20 protein-coding genes are annotated in these 18,657 nt (G+C 40.3%); 6 read left to right on the top strand and 14 right to left on the bottom strand.

Translation table 11 applies throughout. From position 1 onward, the window contains the following. The 9 genes from pilV to murJ form a co-directional block, all read right to left on the bottom strand. On the bottom strand, positions 1 to 561 hold the full coding sequence (gene pilV, locus QUE46_RS11725; protein WP_286244907.1) for a type IV pilus modification protein PilV: 561 nt from the start codon (positions 559 to 561) through the stop codon (positions 1 to 3). Between the two features lie 107 nt (positions 562 to 668). Further along, entirely contained in the window at positions 669 to 1,373 is a 705-nt protein-coding gene (locus QUE46_RS11730; protein WP_273609768.1) for a LytTR family DNA-binding domain-containing protein, read from the bottom strand. Then, complete coding sequence (locus QUE46_RS11735) at positions 1,370 to 2,404, bottom strand: sensor histidine kinase (protein ID WP_273609769.1); 1,035 nt, start codon at positions 2,402 to 2,404, stop codon at positions 1,370 to 1,372. Before QUE46_RS11735 ends, QUE46_RS11730 begins: the two co-directional genes overlap by 4 nt. 40 nt (positions 2,405 to 2,444) lie before the next feature. Then, the gene (ispH, locus tag QUE46_RS11740) at positions 2,445 to 3,374 is read right to left on the bottom strand and encodes a 4-hydroxy-3-methylbut-2-enyl diphosphate reductase (RefSeq protein ID WP_273609770.1); all 930 of its coding nucleotides are present in this window, start codon (positions 3,372 to 3,374) and stop codon (positions 2,445 to 2,447) included. Continuing rightward, positions 3,374 to 3,814, bottom strand: a complete 441-nt coding sequence (gene fkpB, locus QUE46_RS11745) for an FKBP-type peptidyl-prolyl cis-trans isomerase (protein ID WP_004588360.1) — start codon at positions 3,812 to 3,814, stop codon at positions 3,374 to 3,376. The genes ispH and fkpB overlap by 1 nt, the downstream gene beginning before the upstream one ends. Continuing rightward, positions 3,811 to 4,311: a signal peptidase II gene (gene lspA, locus QUE46_RS11750; RefSeq protein ID WP_004588359.1), complete on the bottom strand. Its 501-nt coding sequence runs from the start codon at positions 4,309 to 4,311 to the stop codon at positions 3,811 to 3,813. The genes fkpB and lspA overlap by 4 nt, the downstream gene beginning before the upstream one ends. Before the next feature lie 12 nt (positions 4,312 to 4,323). Further along, positions 4,324 to 7,152, bottom strand: a complete 2,829-nt coding sequence (ileS, locus tag QUE46_RS11755) for an isoleucine--tRNA ligase (RefSeq protein WP_286244908.1) — start codon at positions 7,150 to 7,152, stop codon at positions 4,324 to 4,326. A gap of 29 nt (positions 7,153 to 7,181) precedes the next feature. Next, positions 7,182 to 8,108, bottom strand: a complete 927-nt coding sequence (gene ribF / locus QUE46_RS11760; RefSeq protein WP_273609772.1) for a bifunctional riboflavin kinase/FAD synthetase — start codon at positions 8,106 to 8,108, stop codon at positions 7,182 to 7,184. Between the two features lie 84 nt (positions 8,109 to 8,192). After that, a complete protein-coding gene (gene murJ / locus QUE46_RS11765; protein ID WP_374761383.1) occupies positions 8,193 to 9,731 on the bottom strand; it encodes a murein biosynthesis integral membrane protein MurJ in 1,539 nt (512 codons plus the stop codon). A 294-nt stretch (positions 9,732 to 10,025) separates the two neighbouring features. Between murJ and rpsT the strand changes: the two genes are divergently transcribed. Beyond that, complete coding sequence (gene rpsT, locus QUE46_RS11770) at positions 10,026 to 10,286, top strand: 30S ribosomal protein S20 (protein WP_004588355.1); 261 nt, start codon at positions 10,026 to 10,028, stop codon at positions 10,284 to 10,286. Between the two features lie 326 nt (positions 10,287 to 10,612). Here the strand turns inward: rpsT and QUE46_RS11775 are convergent, their stop codons facing one another. After that, complete coding sequence (locus QUE46_RS11775; RefSeq protein WP_273609774.1) at positions 10,613 to 10,996, bottom strand: response regulator; 384 nt, start codon at positions 10,994 to 10,996, stop codon at positions 10,613 to 10,615. A gap of 102 nt (positions 10,997 to 11,098) precedes the next feature. Between QUE46_RS11775 and QUE46_RS11780 the strand changes: the two genes are divergently transcribed. The 3 genes from QUE46_RS11780 (at position 11,099) to smrA (ending at position 12,600) form a co-directional block, all read left to right on the top strand. After that, entirely contained in the window at positions 11,099 to 11,539 is a 441-nt protein-coding gene (locus QUE46_RS11780) for a hypothetical protein (RefSeq protein WP_273609775.1), read from the top strand. 106 nt (positions 11,540 to 11,645) lie between these two features. Beyond that, positions 11,646 to 11,891 (top strand): hypothetical protein, encoded by a 246-nt coding sequence (locus tag QUE46_RS11785; RefSeq protein ID WP_286244910.1) that lies wholly within the window; start codon positions 11,646 to 11,648, stop codon positions 11,889 to 11,891. Between the two features lie 127 nt (positions 11,892 to 12,018). Then, the gene (gene smrA / locus QUE46_RS11790; protein WP_273609777.1) at positions 12,019 to 12,600 is read left to right on the top strand and encodes a DNA endonuclease SmrA; all 582 of its coding nucleotides are present in this window, start codon (positions 12,019 to 12,021) and stop codon (positions 12,598 to 12,600) included. 208 nt (positions 12,601 to 12,808) lie between these two features. On the opposite strand, the gene QUE46_RS11795 is transcribed toward smrA, so the two are convergent. Together QUE46_RS11795 and QUE46_RS11800 are read right to left on the bottom strand one after the other, a co-directional pair. Next, entirely contained in the window at positions 12,809 to 12,955 is a 147-nt protein-coding gene (locus tag QUE46_RS11795) for a hypothetical protein (RefSeq protein WP_273609778.1), read from the bottom strand. A 95-nt stretch (positions 12,956 to 13,050) separates the two neighbouring features. Continuing rightward, complete coding sequence (locus tag QUE46_RS11800) at positions 13,051 to 13,971, bottom strand: glyoxylate/hydroxypyruvate reductase A (RefSeq protein ID WP_286244911.1); 921 nt, start codon at positions 13,969 to 13,971, stop codon at positions 13,051 to 13,053. A gap of 161 nt (positions 13,972 to 14,132) precedes the next feature. Here QUE46_RS11800 and QUE46_RS11805 point away from each other — a divergent pair, with 161 nt between their 5' ends. Continuing rightward, on the top strand, positions 14,133 to 15,839 hold the full coding sequence (locus tag QUE46_RS11805) for a lysophospholipid acyltransferase family protein (protein ID WP_273609780.1): 1,707 nt from the start codon (positions 14,133 to 14,135) through the stop codon (positions 15,837 to 15,839). A 51-nt stretch (positions 15,840 to 15,890) separates the two neighbouring features. On the opposite strand, the gene dapE is transcribed toward QUE46_RS11805, so the two are convergent. Then, positions 15,891 to 17,075, bottom strand: a complete 1,185-nt coding sequence (dapE, locus tag QUE46_RS11810; RefSeq protein ID WP_286244912.1) for a succinyl-diaminopimelate desuccinylase — start codon at positions 17,073 to 17,075, stop codon at positions 15,891 to 15,893. A gap of 261 nt (positions 17,076 to 17,336) precedes the next feature. Here dapE and QUE46_RS11815 point away from each other — a divergent pair, with 261 nt between their 5' ends. Then, a complete protein-coding gene (locus QUE46_RS11815; RefSeq protein WP_286244913.1) occupies positions 17,337 to 17,990 on the top strand; it encodes an OmpW family protein in 654 nt (217 codons plus the stop codon). A gap of 60 nt (positions 17,991 to 18,050) precedes the next feature. Here QUE46_RS11815 and QUE46_RS11820 read toward each other — a convergent pair whose 3' ends face one another. Beyond that, a complete protein-coding gene (locus QUE46_RS11820) occupies positions 18,051 to 18,587 on the bottom strand; it encodes a thioesterase family protein (RefSeq protein WP_286244914.1) in 537 nt (178 codons plus the stop codon). Positions 18,588 to 18,657 lie beyond the last annotated feature (70 nt).

Consider the following 18,657-nt stretch of genomic DNA (forward strand, 5'->3'; position numbering starts at 1 on the left):
TTAGCTCCTTAGGTATATATAGCTATTTAATGCAACCAAACGGCGTTTTTTGTCATCAGTACCGCATTTAAGTGCTTTGGTTTCATCATTAGCATTAAACTCTTGGCGGCCTTGCCAAGACACTATGACTTCAATATTAAACCCACGCCCGCCCGTACCTGCTGCGGCTGTAGGATTTATACATACAGTGGCATCATCCAATGAGCCTGTGTTTTCGCGCGCACGAATAGCGCGTTTCCATTGCTGTAAATCAAGAGCTGCAACTTGCGCAGCAGTACATGACCCACTAAAACAAGTCGTAGAGGTAGTCGTTGATGTTTTACTTGTGAAGGTTTGCTTATATAAAGCAACGAGCTGCGCGGTATCATTTGCTCTAATACGCTGAATAATATCATTTCCTAACGCTACTGCTGCTGCGCGCTGCATAGAGTCAAAGCTTGCCTGTTTAGCTTTTGCTTGCAGTGCAACAGCGCCTAATAAGCCAAAGCTTAAAATAATAAACGCAATCAGCACTTCAATTAAGGTAAAGCCTTTTTGAGGTTTTTTGTGAGGTGAATGCATAGTAAAACCAAATAAATTTTATCTAATTATAAGTTTATGCATTGAAAGTGGTTATGCAATAAATACTAGGACAAGCGGTTAAATTTGTTGATAAACGGTAAACAAAGTTACTGTAGAATATTTTTTACTGTTTTTAGCTCTCGCCTACTCACGCTTAATTGCTCCTTACACCCAGCTAGTTCTACACTATGTACACCTGAGCTTTGGGTATGCAGCGCAACAAGCTTTTGTTTGTTTATAAGGGTATTTCTGTGAATGCGTAACAATAATGTTGGATAGCGTTGCTCAAGCTGCTTTAAACTTTGCTCAATCAGGGCCTCGCCCCCTTGAAATACCATATTGGTGTATTTTTCTTGGGCATTAAAGTAATACACTTGATCAAGTTCAATACTTTTCATTGTACCACCAAGCTGATAACTAATTTTTGTAGATTGCTGCTTTTGCATATGCGCTTTATTTAAGCGCCCTACTTGCCCTAACACTTTATTTAATGCCTGTTCAGTAACTGGTTTTACTAAGTACCCTGCGGCACTGAGCTGTAGCGCATCAAGTGCATGCTCGGGGTAAGCGGTTACAAATATTATTGCCGGTGGCACACTTAGCGTATTTAGTTTCTGTGCTACTTCTAGGCCATTAATACCCGGCATATCTATATCTAAAAACACCAAATCGGGTTGAACCTGCTTAATAATAGCAAGCCCCTGCGCGCCGTTATCACCTTCGCCTTTAACTAAAATATGCTCGTTGTGCTGCAGTAGCCGCTTTATTCTAGCGCGAGCTAGCGGTTCATCATCAATAATTACAACATTCATTGGGGGTTCTCAAACTGCTTAGGGATCACCACTTTTACTCTAAATACATCCTCTTTTTGTGTGATCGTTAGTTGTGCTTTTTCTTTGTAATAGATAAACAATCGCTGACGAATATTTTCGAGAGCCATACCGTTATTTGGTCTTTTTAACGCTTCATTGTGAGTGATTGGGTTAGAAACAATTAATGTTAAATACCCTGTTGTTACATGTAGCTCAACACGAATAACGGCCCCTGTTTCACTGGGCTCTACACCATGGCATACCGCATTTTCTATTAACGGCTGAAGGGTTAAGCACGGTATATCAAGGTCAGGTAAATCAGCAGGTACATGCCAGTTAACCTTTAAGCGGTTGCCAAAACGCCATGTTTCAAGCGCAACATATTGTTTTGATAAGGTCAGCTCATCTTCAAGTGAAACGCGCTGCCCCGAGCGCATAGCCGCTTGCGACAACGCCGCAAGCGCAAGTATTGCTTGCTCTGCAGCATCGGCATCGTGGTGTGTTAGCTCGGCAGCAGTATTAAGGCTATTGTACAAAAAATGAGGGCGAATTCTGGCTTGCAAAGCATCAAGCTCCGCGCGAGAGAGCGCTTTTGTTTGCTGCTCTTTTTCGAAATAAATCAGTAAAAACTGTACAAATAAAGCCGTAATCAAAAAAACAATTAAGCAGTTTCGTAGTACAAAATAAATGCTCGTTTCATTATTTGCAATATCTAAAAAGTAGCGGGCACACAGTACACTAAATAAAGCGGTACTGACTAAAAAGGAAATAAAAAAAGCAAAAAGTTGGGTGGTTTGCGACTTTTTTTGTAAAACACGCCGAAAAGAGTATAAAACAGAAATACTGACCAAAACGGTCATATGAGAAAATAAACTAATTACGCCAAGGCTTTGCCAGCTATCCCCTTCAACAAAAGGAGCAAACGCTAAAATAGTAGCAACAACTTGGGTAACAATAAGCGAGGCAAGTACCCCTCGCTCATTAAAAAGAGCCGAAAAAAGCAATGTTTCACCTTGCGGCAACTTGCTCATAACGGCTCTCCTTGTAATCTAAATAATTAATTTATATAGATTAACGCAGCTCAACAGGAACGGCAAATACGATATTCTCTTCTTCACCTGGGTTTTCTACTACCTGCTTGCCACCTAGCTCTTTTAAACGTGCAATAACTTGTTGTACAAGCACTTCTGGCGCAGAGGCACCAGCCGTAACACCAACAGACTTAGACTCACAAACCCATTGCTCTTGCACATCAGTTGCATCATCAATTAAATAAGCCGTAGTGCCCATTTTATCTGCAAGTTCACGTAAACGGTTAGAGTTAGAGCTGTTTTTTGCCCCCACAACTAATAGCACATCTACTTTGTCTGCTAAATCACGCACAGCATCTTGGCGGTTTTGTGTGGCATAACAAATATCATCTTTGCGCGGGCCATCAATTGCGGGGAATTTTTCGCGCAACGCATCAATTACATCTGCAGTGTCATCTACCGAAAGCGTAGTTTGGCTACAATAAAATAGGTTATCAGCATTTTTAACGTTAAGTTTGGCAACATCTTCAGCGGTTTCTACAAGGTAAATACCACCGTCGTTATTATCATACTGCCCCATAGTACCCTCTACTTCTGGGTGACCATGGTGACCAATTAAAATACACTCAATACCTTTACGGCTCGCACGCGTTACTTCCATATGCACTTTAGTAACTAATGGGCATGTTGCATCAAATACTTTTAAATCGCGGCGTTTAGCTTCTGAGCGAACTGCTTGCGATACTCCGTGGGCGCTAAAAATAACAATGCTGTCATCAGGTACTTGGTCTAGCTCTTCAACAAATACGGCACCACGGTTTTTTAAACCATCTACTACGTAGCGGTTATGAACGACCTCGTGGCGTACGTAAATTGGCTTTTCAAAAATATCTAAAGCGCGCTCTACTATGCTAATTGCACGATCTACCCCTGCACAAAAGCCTCGTGGGTTCGCTAATAAAATATCCATTAGCCTTGCACCTCAATAATGTCTACTTCAAACGTTAAACGTTGCCCTGCTAACGGATGATTAAAATCTATAGTAACCGACTCACCTTGCACTTCACGAACCAGTCCTGGCAGCTCAGTACCATCTGGCTGAGTAAAGGCAATAATAGCGCCGACTTTAGCAGGTGTTTCTGCACCAAATTTACTGCGTTCTACATAGTAAATATTATCTGGATTAGGTTGGCCAAAGGCGTCCTCTGGCTCAAGCTCAAACGTTTTGCTTTCGCCTGCACTTAAACCTAGTAAGCACTTTTCAAAATTAGCCGTTAAGCTGCCATCACCCATCGTTAGCTTGGCCGGTTTATTATGCACCTTAGTTGAGTCTGCGGCAGAGCCATCTTCTAGTTTAATAGAAAAGTGAAAAATAACCTCTGAGTTTTCACCAATTACAGCTTGGCTCATGCTTTATGCTCCTTCGGACTTTCGCCTGTAAAGGCATCAAATAATAATAATGCGGCACCAATACAAATTGCACAGTCGGCAATATTAAATACTGGGAAATGCGAGTTTTTATAAAACACATGTATAAAGTCAATTACATAACCATAAGCAACACGATCATATAAATTACCAATAGCGCCAGCAAGCACTAACGCATAAGCACTACATAATATTTTATTAGTCGCTGGTAAACGCTTTAACCACCACACCAGTAGCGCACTAATAGCAATGGCAATAAAGCTTAAAAACCAACGCTGCCAACCACCTGCTTCACTTAAAAAGCTGTAGGCCGCTCCATAGTTATGTACGTAGGTAATACTAAAAACAGGTAGTAAATTAATCGATTCTTGATAAGCCATGGTATTTACAACAAGTGTTTTAGTGGCAAAGTCTATTACAAGCAGTAATAGACTTAACCAAAGCCACACTAAACCACTTTTTTGGGCTAGTTTGCTCACTGAGTAAAACTCCTAAGCGAATTGACGCTTTTCACCTTCGCCGTCAACATTGCTTACACAACGACCACAAATTTCAGGGTGAGCAGGTTCTGAACCTACATCATCACTGTAATGCCAACAACGCTCACATTTAGTTGCATCTGTGGCTGCTACGCTAATGTATAAACCTTCAATTTCGGTTGTTTGCGTATCACTTGGCTGGCTATCTACTGCAGATACATTCACCGCAGACGTTAGTAATACAAAACGTAGCTCATCACCTAATGCTGCTAACTTATCAGCCAGTGCTTTTTCGGCGTATAAGTTAACGCTCGCTTGCAGCGTTGCGCCAATAACTTCTTCTTTACGGGCTGCTTCTAGTACGCGGTTTACTTCGTCACGTACATTTAGAATCGCTTGCCAGTCATCGTTGCTAAATTGGCTGTTTGTCGGTGCGTGTAGACCGTCGTACCATACTGATGTAAATACGTAGTCGCTACGCTCACCCGGTAATGCTTCCCAGATTTCTTGCGCTGTAAAGCTCATAATTGGTGCCATCCAACGCGTCATTGCTTCAGCAATATGGTAAAGCGCAGTTTGACAAGAACGACGTGCATGACTGTCGCTTTTCGCTGTGTACTGACGGTCTTTAATTACATCTAAGTAGAACGAACCAAGCTCACCTGTACAGAAGTTCATTAGCTTTTGCGTAACTAATAGCATTTGGTAGCTATCGTAGGCTGCTAAAATTTCTTCTTGTAATTGGGCTGCACGGCCAACAATCCACTTATCCAGCTCAACCATATCATCAACAGCAACTTGATCTGTTTTTGGATCAAAACCACTTAGGTTAGCTAATAAGTAACGGCTGGTGTTACGAATACGGCGGTAGCGGTCTGCAGAGCGTTTAAATATTTCATCCGATACCGTCATTTCGGCGGTGTAATCGGTAGAGGCTACCCATAAACGTAAAATGTCAGCGCCAAGTTTATTCATCACGTTTTGTGGTGAAATAACGTTGCCTAACGACTTTGACATTTTGCGGCCGTTTTCATCTACGGTAAAGCCATGCGTTAGTACCTGCTTGTAAGGTGCGTGACCGTTAATCGCAACTGAGGTCATCATTGATGACATAAACCAACCACGGTGCTGATCAGAACCCTCTAGGTATAAATCGGCTGGGCCAACTAACTCTTCACGTGCATCAACAACACATGCATGTGTTACGCCCGAATCAAACCATACATCTAACGTATCTTGTACTTTCATGTATTGCTTGGCATCTTCTTCGCCTAACAAGGTTGCTGGCTCTAGGTCATACCAAGCTTGAATGCCTGATTTTTCTACTAGTTCTGCAGCTTGCTCAATAAGCGCTTGCGTATTTGGGTGTAAAGCACCGGTGTCTTTATCAACAAATAAAGCAATTGGCACACCCCAAGTACGTTGGCGTGAAATACACCAATCTGGGCGACCTTCAACCATGTTTGCAATGCGGCTTTCGCCCCACTCTGGCAACCATTGCGTGTTTTTAATTTCGCTTAACGAGTCTTGACGTAAGTTAGCCTGATCCATGCTTACAAACCACTGCGGTGTAGCACGGAAAATAATAGGCGTTTTGTGGCGCCAACAATGCGGGTAGCTATGCGTAAGCGCATGATGATGCATTAAAGCACCGCGCTCTGTTAGTACGTCAATTACACTGGCATTTGCTTTAAATACATGCTGACCAGCAAATAACTCTGTGTCTGGTAAATAAACACCATTAGCACCTACAGGGTTTGCTACTTCAAGGTTGTAATTTAAGCCTGCCGCGAAATCTTCTTGACCATGGCCTGGCGCGGTATGTACCACACCCGTACCTGAGTCAGTAGTAACGTGGTCTGCTACAATTACCGGTACATCAAAATCGTAAAATGGGTGAGCAACCTGTAAGTTTTCAAGTGCTGCACCTTTAACATAACCTAGTACGTGGAAATGATTAAAGCCATAACGGTCCATTGCATCTTTAACAAGCTCTGAGCCTAAAATTAAACGTTGCTGTGAGCCTTCATCATCTACTTGTACTAAGGCGTACTCTAAATCTGCATGCACAGCTACGGCACGGTTAGCGGGTAAGGTCCACGGTGTTGTAGTCCAAATAACAGTACCTACACTGCCTTGCCCTTCATGACCATCGGCTAAATCAAAGGCATTAACAACCGCATCTTGATCGGCAAATGTAAAACGTACGTCAATCGCTGGTGATTGCTTATCTTGGTATTCTACTTCAGCTTCTGCTAATGCAGAACCACAGTCTGTACACCAATGCACAGGCTTAGCACCTTTATGAAGGTGGCCATTTTTAATAATACGACCAAGCACGCGAATAGCGTTTGCTTCAAAGTCATAGTTCATTGTTAAGTAAGGTTTGTCCCAATCGCCAAACACACCTAAACGTTTAAAGTCTACTTTTTGACCTTCAACTTGCTTTTTAGCGTAAGCACGGCATTTTTCACGAAACTCGCTCGCGGTTACTTTAACGCCTGGCTTGCCTACTTTTTTCTCAACCATTAACTCAATTGGCAAACCATGACAGTCCCAACCAGGTACATAAGGTGCATCAAAGTCAGATAAAGTTTTAGACTTAACAATAATGTCTTTTAAAATTTTATTTACTGAGTGGCCTAAATGGATATCGCCGTTTGCATACGGAGGGCCGTCATGCAAAATAAAGGTTTTTTTACCTTTTTTAGCGCTGCGAATTTGACCGTACAGGTCGTCTTCATACCATGCTTTAAGCATTTTTGGTTCACGTTGTGCCAAATTGCCACGCATTGGAAACTGCGTTTCCGGTAAATTCAAAGTATGTTTGTAGTCGCTCATTAATCCTACTTTCCGTATCTATCGGCTACCTAATTTAAACCAAAACACTGTTTTGCGGCGGCAACGTCGGTTGCTATTTGTGCCGTTAACTGTGTTAATGTCTCGAATTTTTTCTCATTGCGAAGTTTTTTTATTAACTCCACATGCATAAACTGTCCATATATATCGTGTGCAAAGTCAAAAAGATGAACTTCTAACAAAGCACGCGTTCCATTAAAAGTGGGTTTATTACCAATATTGGCTACCCCATAAACCTGTTTTCCGGCAATATTTGCTTTTACTGCAAACACCCCATTTACAGGGCAAACTTGGCGTTTAAGCGCTATATTTGCAGTTCGAAAACCAAGCTCTCGCCCTCTTTTCCAACCATGTATTACACGCCCTGAAATCGCATAATTATGCCCAAGCATTAACTTTGCATTTTCTAAGTCGCCTGCGGCTAATGCTTCACGTATTAGTGTGCTGCTTACTCTAGCATTTAATTGGCGAAAACTCGCGGTGCTTTTTACATCCATGCCCGCTTGTTTGCCCATACTGCGCAGTAAATTAAAATTCCCTTGGCGCTGTTTACCAAATTTAAAATCATCACCTACTGTGAGTGCTTTAACGCCTAGCTTTTTAATTAAAATATCGCTAACAAATTGCTCAGCGTGCATATTGGCAAATTGTTGGTTAAAGCTAATACAAATAACTCGTTCAATACCTAAGTTGCTCAGTAACTTAAGTTTATCGCGTAACCGAGTAAGCCTTGCTGGCGCATTGTTTTTAGCAAAAAACTCTTGCGGCTGCGGCTCAAACAACATTACAGTGCTGGGTAAGCTATGTGCTTTAGCATCAGCTAACAGCCCTTTTAACACTTCGCTATGGCCTAAATGCACACCGTCAAAATTACCAATAGTCAACACACAACCATAATGTTGCGCTCGAATATTGTGTATACCTCTAATTAACTCCATGCCACCTAATGCCTTTTTCAGCGAGTATTATTAACGACTTTAAAATCGTTCAAAACCACAGGGCTGCCGATTATAATCTTTTTTTTAATTTGATTCAGTAGTTGCTACACTTTTTATCGTATTTAGTCTTACACCGAGTAAAAACAGCACCGCAAAGTAACTTATTGCAGCAATTACTAGCAATACAATTAACAACATTACTTGCTCAGAAAAATGCCATGTAGCCCAATAATAACGGCTGCTGATGTACCAAGTTAGCGCGCCCATTACCAAGCTTGCCACTATGCATTTTATGGTAAAGCGTAGGCTCATAGCAGAAAACTGATACACATTTTCTTTTTTAAGTTGCCTGTAAAGTAAAAAAGCGTTGCAGCTGGCCGACATAGACGTTGCTAAAGCAAGCCCTAAATATCCTATAAACGGGGCTAACATGATATTAAATACCATATTAAGCACCAGCGTAATAATACCAATGCGCACAGGTGTTTTGGTATCTTGGCGCGAGTAAAAACCCGGCGCTAATACTTTAATAAGCATAAAGCTAACTAACCCTACCGAGTAGGCAACTACCCCTAAGCTTACCGCTTTGACATGATCAACATCAGCGTCTTTAAATGCACCGTGGTCAAACAGTACAGTAATGATAAGCGGGCTTATAATCATTAAGCCGACCATGGCGGGTATGCCTAAAAAAATGACAAAACGCACACCCCAATCTAACGTATCTTGAAAATCACTGAGCTTTTTACTGCTATGTAATTTAGAAAGTGCGGGTAAAATAACAGTGGCAATACCAATTCCAAATAAACCTAGTGGAAACTCAATTAACCTATCTGAATAATAAAGCCATGCGATAGAGCCCGTCATTAATAGCGAGGCAATCATGGTATCGAGCAGGAGGTTAATTTGGCTTATTGAAACACCAAATAATGCCGGTAGCATAAGCTTACGCACTTTTTTAACGTTGTCGTCTTGCCACGCCCAGCGAGGACGTGCCAACATTTTTGCTCGGTATAAAAATGGTAACTGAAACAACAATTGCACTACACCGCCCACAAATACACCAATGGCTAACGCATACGCCCCTACGCTAAATTGGTCATGCAATAAAATAGCGCAAGTAATAATTGAAACATTAAGTAATACGGGCGTAAAAGCAGCCACTGCGAAACGGTTATACACATTCATTACCGCACCACTAAGTGCCACCAAACTAACAAATAGCAAATACGGAAAAGTTAACTTTAATAACGAGCTTGCCAGTACAAACTTTTCTGCATTTGGGCCGCCATGCCACCAATCTATAAACCAGCCAGTACCAAATAACGCGGCAATAACAGGCGAGGCAATAACGCCAAAAATAGTCACACAAAGTAAAATTGTGCCCAGCGTGCCGGCAGCCTGTGCTACAAATAGCTTAACCTTATCATCGCCATGGTGCTCTTTAATTTCGCTAAGTACAGGTACAAATGCCTGAGCGAAGGCCCCCTCTGCAAATAGTCGGCGTAAAAAATTGGGAATACGGTTAGCAAATAAAAAAACATCGGCAGCAGCACTTGCGCCTAATAAGTTTGCAACGACGGCATCTCGTACTAACCCTAAAATACGCGATATCATTGTCATACAACTTACAATCATACCGGAGCGAAATAATCCTTTTGACACCTTAAACCTACTTAAAAACCTTTAGTTAACGCGATTATGCCACAGTCTTTTTTATAAATCGCTTTAAAGCACTAGGCTGGGCGTCTGTGCTTTGTTACAATAGCGATATTAACTGCTAAAGCGGCAAATTGATGTTCGTTATAAGGAGCAGTTTTTCTTGAATTGTTAAAATTACATTGACATTCATGATAAAAACAGGCATATTCCACGGCCTTTAATTTAAGCTTTATTTAAGATTGTTAGGAGCAAACCTTGGCTAACATCAAGTCTGCAAAAAAACGCGCTATCACTAGCGAAAAAAACCGTCAGCACAACGCAAGCCGTCGTTCAATGATGCGTACTTACTTCAAAAAAGTAACCGCTGCTATTGAAGCTGGCGATAAAGAAGCTGCACAGCAAGCTTTCTCTGTTGCTACACCTATCCTAGACCGTTACGCAACTAAGGGTCTAATTCATAAAAACAAAGCAGCTCGTCATAAGAGCCGTTTAGCAGCTAAAATTAAAGCGCTATAATTTGTTTTATGATTAAAAAACCGGCTTAGGCCGGTTTTTTTATATTTAAAATTTAGTATTAATACTTTTTAGTGTTAGTAATCCGCATAATCCCATAAGATTTAGCGGATTATACCAATCCGCATAATTAAGTGAGCTATTTTCAGGTTGAAAAAGCGTGTTGGTATCAAGGTAAAAAATTCGCTGTTTAGTTGTTCTCTGCAATTGTTTCTGCATTACTCTGCATCCATGCAGTCGTAAATGAGAATTTCTTAACGCAGATAGCGACACGTTTAGCCCCTAAAAACGATTAAATTTAATTGTGGATCGGTATTAAATATCTATGGTTAAACGCTTTCTAAATCTGGGTAAAACTTTTTCAACATCGCAGCTATTTTTTTAGGGGTAAATGGCTTAACCACAAATCCCTTAGCGCCTTTATCTATGGCTTCTTTAACATTTTCAACAGCTGAATGAGCCGACACCATTACCACATTGGTTTCAGGGCTAATATCATTAATTTGTGCGATTAACTCTTTACCATCACCGTCAGGCAGCTCAATATCTAAAAAGATCATATTGTAATTAGCTGCTTGGCATTCGCTAATACATTGTTTAGCCGTTGAAGCCTCTTTAACGTTTTCTATTCCTAAGTGCATGAGCGTTTGGCTCAAAAAACTACGCACTGTGCTAACATCATCTACTATTAAAATCGATAGCTGCGTATCCATGTATGTTCCTCGTAGGCTAAAAGCATTGTATAAGTTATTATATAACTAGATATTTAATCATTTTATTATAGAGACCTACGCTAAAAAGGCCAGATTTGCTTTATGTCAAACAACACAAAAAAACAATCATTGCTTGGTAAAACACCACAAAAAAGAAAAGCACCAGTAAAAAAGCCCCGCAATAGGCCGCAAACAGCACCGCAACCTTCAACTAAGCCAACAACATCTACCCCTGCAGAGCTGCCTGTAAAGTCTAAAAAATGGTTACTTATTACGCTGGCTGTAATTTTTGCGGTAGCCATTATTTTTCCAAAACCAACTTTACTCACCTATAAAAAATTAGGGTTAGTGAGTGAAAGTATTTATTGGCCTGGAGTTTTTGGCCATGGCCGTACATTACTTGACTCAAACTTACACCCGCAGCTAGACGAGAAGCGTAACGCCCTTTATTTATGCGCAGATTTAAAGGCGCCGCAAAGCTGTCAAAAGTATCAACTAATAAAAAATAATGGCTTTTTTGCAGCCCTAACCAGCTACATTTAGCATTAAAAAAACTAATCTGAAAATTTAAAATTACTTGGTTGAAAGGTGTGCAAAAGATCAACATAATGGCGCTCCTTTTTTCAACAACTGAACTATTGAAACGACCATGCTAAACGAGCTAGATTGGCTTTTAAACACTGTATTACTTGCACTAGGTTTAGGTGCATTCTTTATTAACCACATAACAATACTGCGTGTTGCAGCAATTAGTGCATGTGGACTGTTATTTTTGTCTTTTAGCTTGGATTTAATGTCGTCGAGTGTTGTTTCAAATATGAGTTTAGTGTTGATCAATACATTTTACTTGTTCAAAGTGTATACGTTTGGACAATTTAATGTAACGCAGAGTTAACATTTCTCCTTAGAATATTTTATAGCCAAGCCTTGCTGGGCTTTTTTATTTAAAAATTAAAAGGCTTGGGGAACAGATTGAACTAAGATAAAATTTATCTCGTATTAATCCTCATTTAGGTCTTACTATGTCTTTATCTGATTTCGATTTATTTTTATCTTCTATGGAAGATGTAAAACCTATAAACCACGATACTGTAACTCCTCTTGCAAGTAACCCTAGTGCCACCCTTGCCCAGCAAGAAAAACGCAAAGCTGCTGAGCTTAGCCTTACGAATGATGAAAATTACTTACAAACTGAGCATGTAGAACTTTTAGACCCGCATGCATTACTCAGTTTTAAAAAAGACGGCGTACAAAGCGCTGTATTTAAAAACTTACGCTTAGCTAAATACCAAGTTGATGCCACATTAGATTTGCATGGCCAATTACTTAAAAACGCACGCACAACATTATTTAACTTTATTACTGATTGCCACCAGCGAAACATACGCGTTGTACTAGTACGCCATGGCATTGGTATAAAAAATAAAGCTAAGCCAGGTATACTTAAAAGCTACGTTAATAAGTGGCTACAGGCTCTACCTGCGGTATTGGCGTATCATACGGCCCTTAAGCATCATGGTGGCAGCGGCGCAACGTATGTGTTGCTTAAAAAAAGTGATGAGAAAAAACATGAAAACAGAGAGATACACGCTAAGCGCTTTTAGTGCAAAACTAATGCCTCACTTTTAACAAATAAAGTGGCACTTACTCTGCCCCTTTGGGGTTTAGGGTTCATTTAGGGATGGATAACTTGTAGCGAGATATTTTAAGCTAGTAGAAGAACGCTAAACGCTACTTTACTAGCTTTATAAGCCGAGTAGTTATAATTAAAGCTAAGCCGTAAGTTACATGCTTAATTTCTAAAATTGACTTCTAATCGGTTTGCGTTGTTTGCTCACTTTGGTTTTTACTTTGCGGTATTTGATCTGCACTCGCTTGGTTAAACCATGCCGATACACCCAATACAATAATAGAAACCACAACTAAGCTTAGTTTTACGCCACCTTGACTCGATTTCATACGTTACTCTTATTATTTTTATTATAGGTTTAGCCCTTACATTAATTAAAATTACAAATGTTAACAAGCTGTTTTTTAAACTGTTTGGCTATCTATTAATAACCTTTTGTTCTATTAACTCGATTGTTTAGCTCAAGCCCGCTATTTAAGCGATTAACATTTTCTGCTATTTGCTCTGTAACACTATTTAAGTCTGATATTGCTGCGCAATGTGGAGTAATAGTCACTTTTGGGTGCTGCCAAAATGGGTGAGAGCCTGGTAATGGCTCTTCGGTGAATACATCAAGGGTTGCCGATCTTAAATTATCTGAATCTAGCGCTGATAATAGATCTGGCTCTATAACATGCTCACCCCTTGCTACATTTATTACGCAAGCATGCTTAGGGAGCTTTGCTAATAATTGTGCGTTGATAATTCCTTTAGTTGCCTCAGTAAGTGGCAATAAACACACTAAAAAATCTATTTTGGGCAGCATTTCATCAAGCCCTTGTAATTCGGTGTATAGCTTGACCTGCTCACTTTTTTTAGGCGTTTTAGACCATGCACTTAGCGTAAAGCCATTAATGCGTAACTTATCTGCGCATGCTTTTCCTAATTCACCAAAACCTAAAATACCCACATGTTTATATTTATAGGCGCGTTTAGGCTTCCAGTTACTTTGTGATTGTTTAACAAAGTATTCTTTTAAGCGCAGCTTTTGAGCTAACACATGAGTTAATACATATTCTGCCATGTCCTCGGCTAGTTGCTCATCAACAATACGCACCACATCTACATGCTCATGCAATAGCGACATATTAATACTGTCTACACCCGCGCCAAATGAAGAAACGGCTTTTAAATTAGGCAATCGTTGCCATAGGTCATTCGGGGCATTCCAAGCCAGTACAAACTCTACAGCACTGGGGTTTTTACACGATGGCCATTGCTCAATAGTTTCATTAGGTAACAATTCAGTTAGCCTTGCTATTAGTTTTGTATTATCGCGCCCTGAAATGGCAACTAAAACCGACATGTAAACTCCTTATAAACTTTAATATTTTTACCTTCATCATTGAGTAAATTTACTGCTGATTATTTACTCTTTAAAAAGTCACACAACTGCAAAGTAAATGTCACACCCTTTTTTTACTCTAAACAGCAAGGCGAATAGGCCAAATTGTAAACGAGGTTAATATGATAAGCGTTGATAAAGTAATAGCAGCAAACTTACCACAATTAGAGAACTCCCCTAAAGTAAAAGGTTTAGTTAAAAAAGGGCTTGGCTACTTATTACATGAACAAGAATTTGTCGCCTTTGGCGATGCTTACCCCCATTTACAAGGGCTAGAGTTTGTTGAGCAAGTGCTTGATGAGCTTGACTTTGATACCCGCTACAAACCAAAGCAAATTGAAAATATACCCAGCGAAGGTAAGTTAGTTATTGTAGCTAACCACCCCATTGGGTCGCTCGACGCACTCGCGCTGATAAAAGTACTATCCAGCGTTAGGCAAGATTTAAAAGTGGTTGCCAATCGAATGCTAATGTCGGTTACCCCTATGCATTCATTGCTGTTGCCAGTAGATAACTTATCAGGTACCAGTAAAAAACAAGAATTAAGCAATATTCAAAAACACTTAAAAAATGAAGGTGCTTTGTTAATTTTTCCTGCTGGTGAAGTATCTCGATTAAGCCCTACCGGAATTAAAGATTGCAAGTGGAACAGTGGCTTTTTACGCATGGCTAAAAAAGCAAACAGCCCTATTTTACCTATTTATATAAAAGCCAAAAACAGCCCGCTTTTTTATGGTACATCAATGATTTATAAACCGCTTGCGAGCTTATTATTAGTAAAAGAAATGTTTAAGCAGCGTCAAAAGTCATTAGAGTTTGAAATTGGCGCTTCCATTCCACCCGAGTCATATTTAATCGAAAATTTAAAAGATAAAGAAATCGTAAACCTCATTCGTAAACAACTTTATCGCCTTACCACTAAAAAGCCTCTCCCCCTTAAAACTCAAACCCCTATTGCTATTCCTGAGTGTCGAAAAGAGCTAAAAAAAGCCATAGAGAGTTGCCAATTATTAGGTAAAACACACGATGGCATGCATATTCATTTATATCAATACACGGGGAGCTCACCGGTGTTTAGAGAGCTTGGGAGACTCAGAGAAATCGCCTTTAGAGCGGTAGGTGAAGGCAGCGGAAAACGCCGCGACATCGACAAATATGATATGGATTACCAACACTTAGTGCTATGGGATCCCACGCAGTTAGAGTTGGTGGGGGCATATCGCCTAGCTTGCGCAAAGGAAATAATAGATAAACATGGCCGAGAAGGCTTATACACCGATAGTTTATTTAGTTACACACAAGCAATGAAACCCTATTTAGAGCAAGGTATAGAACTTGGCCGCAGCTTTGTGCAACCTAAGTATTGGGGACGTAAAAGCTTAGACTACTTATGGTACGGTATTGGCGCATTTATTAAAAACTACCCGCAATATCGTTACTTATTCGGCGCAGTGAGCGTCTCTAATGCTTTACCAGAACAAGCTAAAGCCATGCTCGTATATTACTATCAACACTATTACAAATCAGAGCAACACCTTGCCACCCCTAATAACGAGTTTAAATTAAGCGAGCAACAACTTACTCAGTGTAAAACTGTTTTTAGCGGCAACGATGTAAAAGAAGACTTTGTAGAATTAAAACATGTACTGGCCAATATGGGGGCACACGTTCCTACGCTATTTAAGCAATATACCGAGCTGTGTAAGCCTGGCGGTGTAAAATTTTTAAGCTTTAGTATCGACCCCGACTTTAACAACTGTATTGATGGGTTAGTACTAGTAGACTTACAAAACGTAAAAGAAAATAAAGCTAAGCGCTATTTAGGTTAGTCAAACAGCGAGGTGATCCTCGCTGTTTATTTTTATAAGGCGTGTTTACACCTATTTATGGCTAAAAATTCGCGCTAACAAGTCTGTGTAAATGGCCTCAATTTTAAGTAAATCATCAACCGGGACATGCTCATTTACCTGGTGAATAGTACTGTTTTTAACGCCACACTCAATAACTTGGGTATGCTGGTTTGCAAAAAATCGCCCATCCGAAGTACCGCCACTGGTACTTAACATGGGGTAATTCCCTGTTTGCGCATAAATGGTGTGCTCTAATTGCTGCAATAAACTCCACCCGTTTGTTGGTGCTGTATAATAGGGCTCACACGCTCGTTCCCATTCCATCTCAAGGTGCTGGGCGTATTCACTCAGTGCTGTTGATATACAGTGCTTTATTGTACTGCTTGTATAACCATGGCTATAGCGCACATTAAAGGTAATTTCGCATTCACTAGGGACTAAATTATCAATAACATTGTTTATATTAATGCCGGTCACTTGCAAGGTGGTTTTAGAGCTTGGCTCATCTTCAGGCCATGTCAAATTACTTAAACAATTTACAATATTACCCGCAATATGCGCCGCATTTATAGTGTTCTGCGGGTAAGCAACATGCCCGGCCTTGCCGTGTACTTTTATTCGAGAAGAAATAGCGCCTCGACGACCATTTTTAATTGTATCGCCTACGTGTGTAGAGCTTGTCGGTTCACCAACAATACAGCCATCAAGTTGTATATTATTTTTTGCAAGGCGCGCGGCTATTTCCTCTGAGCCAAATTCCGCCTCCCCTTCCTCATCAGAGGTGATAAGCCAGTAAAAACGCCCTTTTTTATTTTTTGTATTGTTTAATAGTGCCTTAGTAGCACCAAGCATAGCCGCCACGCCGCCCTTCATATCAGCAGCGCCGCGACCATACACGGCATTATTAATAATATTGCCGGCAAAAGGTGGGCTTAACCAGTTGCCGGACTCTGCAGGTACAACATCAATATGCCCAGAAAACGCAACACATGGCCCTTCTTGCTCAAAATTTACGTAGGCAATTAAATTAGTAACACCTTCACAAATAAACTGCTCACAATTAAAACCAAGCACAGTTAACTCATTACTAAGCCAATCTATGGCACCGCCTTGGCTAGGCGTTACAGACTCAAATCTTATAAGCGTTTGTGTATTTTTTACCACCGCGCTTAAAGGCTTACTTACACTGTTTTGCGATACTTTTGCAAAAGACATAACAACACACTCAATAACCACAAGATAGGTTATTAGAGCGCGACAATATGACCAAATAATGGCAAAGATAATACAGTGCGATGACCGTTAAATACCTACCTGTGTCAATTAATTAAAATACTTTTTACAGCAACTTTAATCTAAATCAATAAAGTGATTCATACACTTCAAACATTTTTGAAACTTTGATCTAGAACAGGTTTTTAACGCTCGGAGGTTGTAATAATAACGTCAATCAAAAAGTAGTTATTGGAGCACAACATGAAAACCCAAATCAGCATTGCATTACTTACCTCTTTACTTGCTATCACCCCTGCGGCACACGCTAACCTAAGCGTTAATGTTGGCGCTATTAATGTAAATCCAGATAACAGCAGCTCGACAATTAACGAAGCGCCAACACTGGGTCTAAAAGGCGACTCTGATACGCAGCTGGGTATTACAATCGACTATGCATTTAACGATAAGTGGGTGGTAGAGCTTATTGCCGCTACGCCGTTTTCACACGATGTAAATGGCGCAGGTGGGTTAGCTGGTAATAAAATTGCCGACATCAAACAGCTTCCGCCATCATTGGTTGCGCAATACCACTTTTTAGATACAAGTTACGCACTACGCCCGTTTATTGGTGTAGGGCTTAATTACACCACCTTTTTTGACGAGCAGCCTTCACAAGCGCTAAAAGCAACCCTAGGCACTGATGATGTTGAAGTAAAGCTAGATGATTCGTTTGGCTTTATCGCACAAGTGGGCGCTAACTATAAAATAGACCACAACTGGGGGTTACATGCCATGGTATCACTGATTGATATAGATACCGACGCCACAGTGTATGCAAACGGTGCAAAAGCACTTACATCAACCGTTGAGCTTGACCCAGTCGTTGCTATGTTTGGCGTAAAATACCGCTTTTAATTAAGCTTATAGCGCCCATGTTCTATGTGTTTAAGGCCGAAAGGCCTTATTTTATGAAAATTATTTAGGAAGGTTGTTCACCTTTTTTTGCTCAAGCATTTCTTTCCAGTGCATAATTTCAGCGGGTAAAATAGGCGCTACACCATCAAAGCCCGCTACTTCAAGCATTTCTTCAATAGTTATAATGCCTTTTTTGTTTTTAAACACACCGCGCACATACGCTATAGCGTGCAGGCCACGGGCAGAATGAAACTTTTGTTCAATATAAAAATACTTGTGATCCCACCCCACCAGCTTGGTACTAATGGTATAACGCTGCATAGGTTTAATATCGCGAATATAAGTGATGGCTGTGGCATTAACAATAGGGAACCAACGGCGTTTCATTACTTGTTTTAATAGGCCAATTCGCTCAATCATCCAGGTTCGCGACAAGTCCATCATAGCCAAATAACGCGAGTTTGTTAGGTGCAGGTTTATATCGCAGTCTGTTGGCAGCGCTTTATAATCAATATCTACCGTATCAAGTAACTGTTGATAGTCACGGTTGCGCTTAATTTTAAAAAATAATAAAAGAAGTCTAATATATAAGTTCACGATAAGGTCTTACCAGTATAAAGTTAACTCAGTGTAACATAGCCACTTGTTAAGGCGAATGTTCTGTTTT

The sequence above is a fragment of the Pseudoalteromonas sp. MM1 genome (assembly GCF_030296835.1).
In the GTDB taxonomy this organism is placed as follows: domain Bacteria; phylum Pseudomonadota; class Gammaproteobacteria; order Enterobacterales; family Alteromonadaceae; genus Pseudoalteromonas.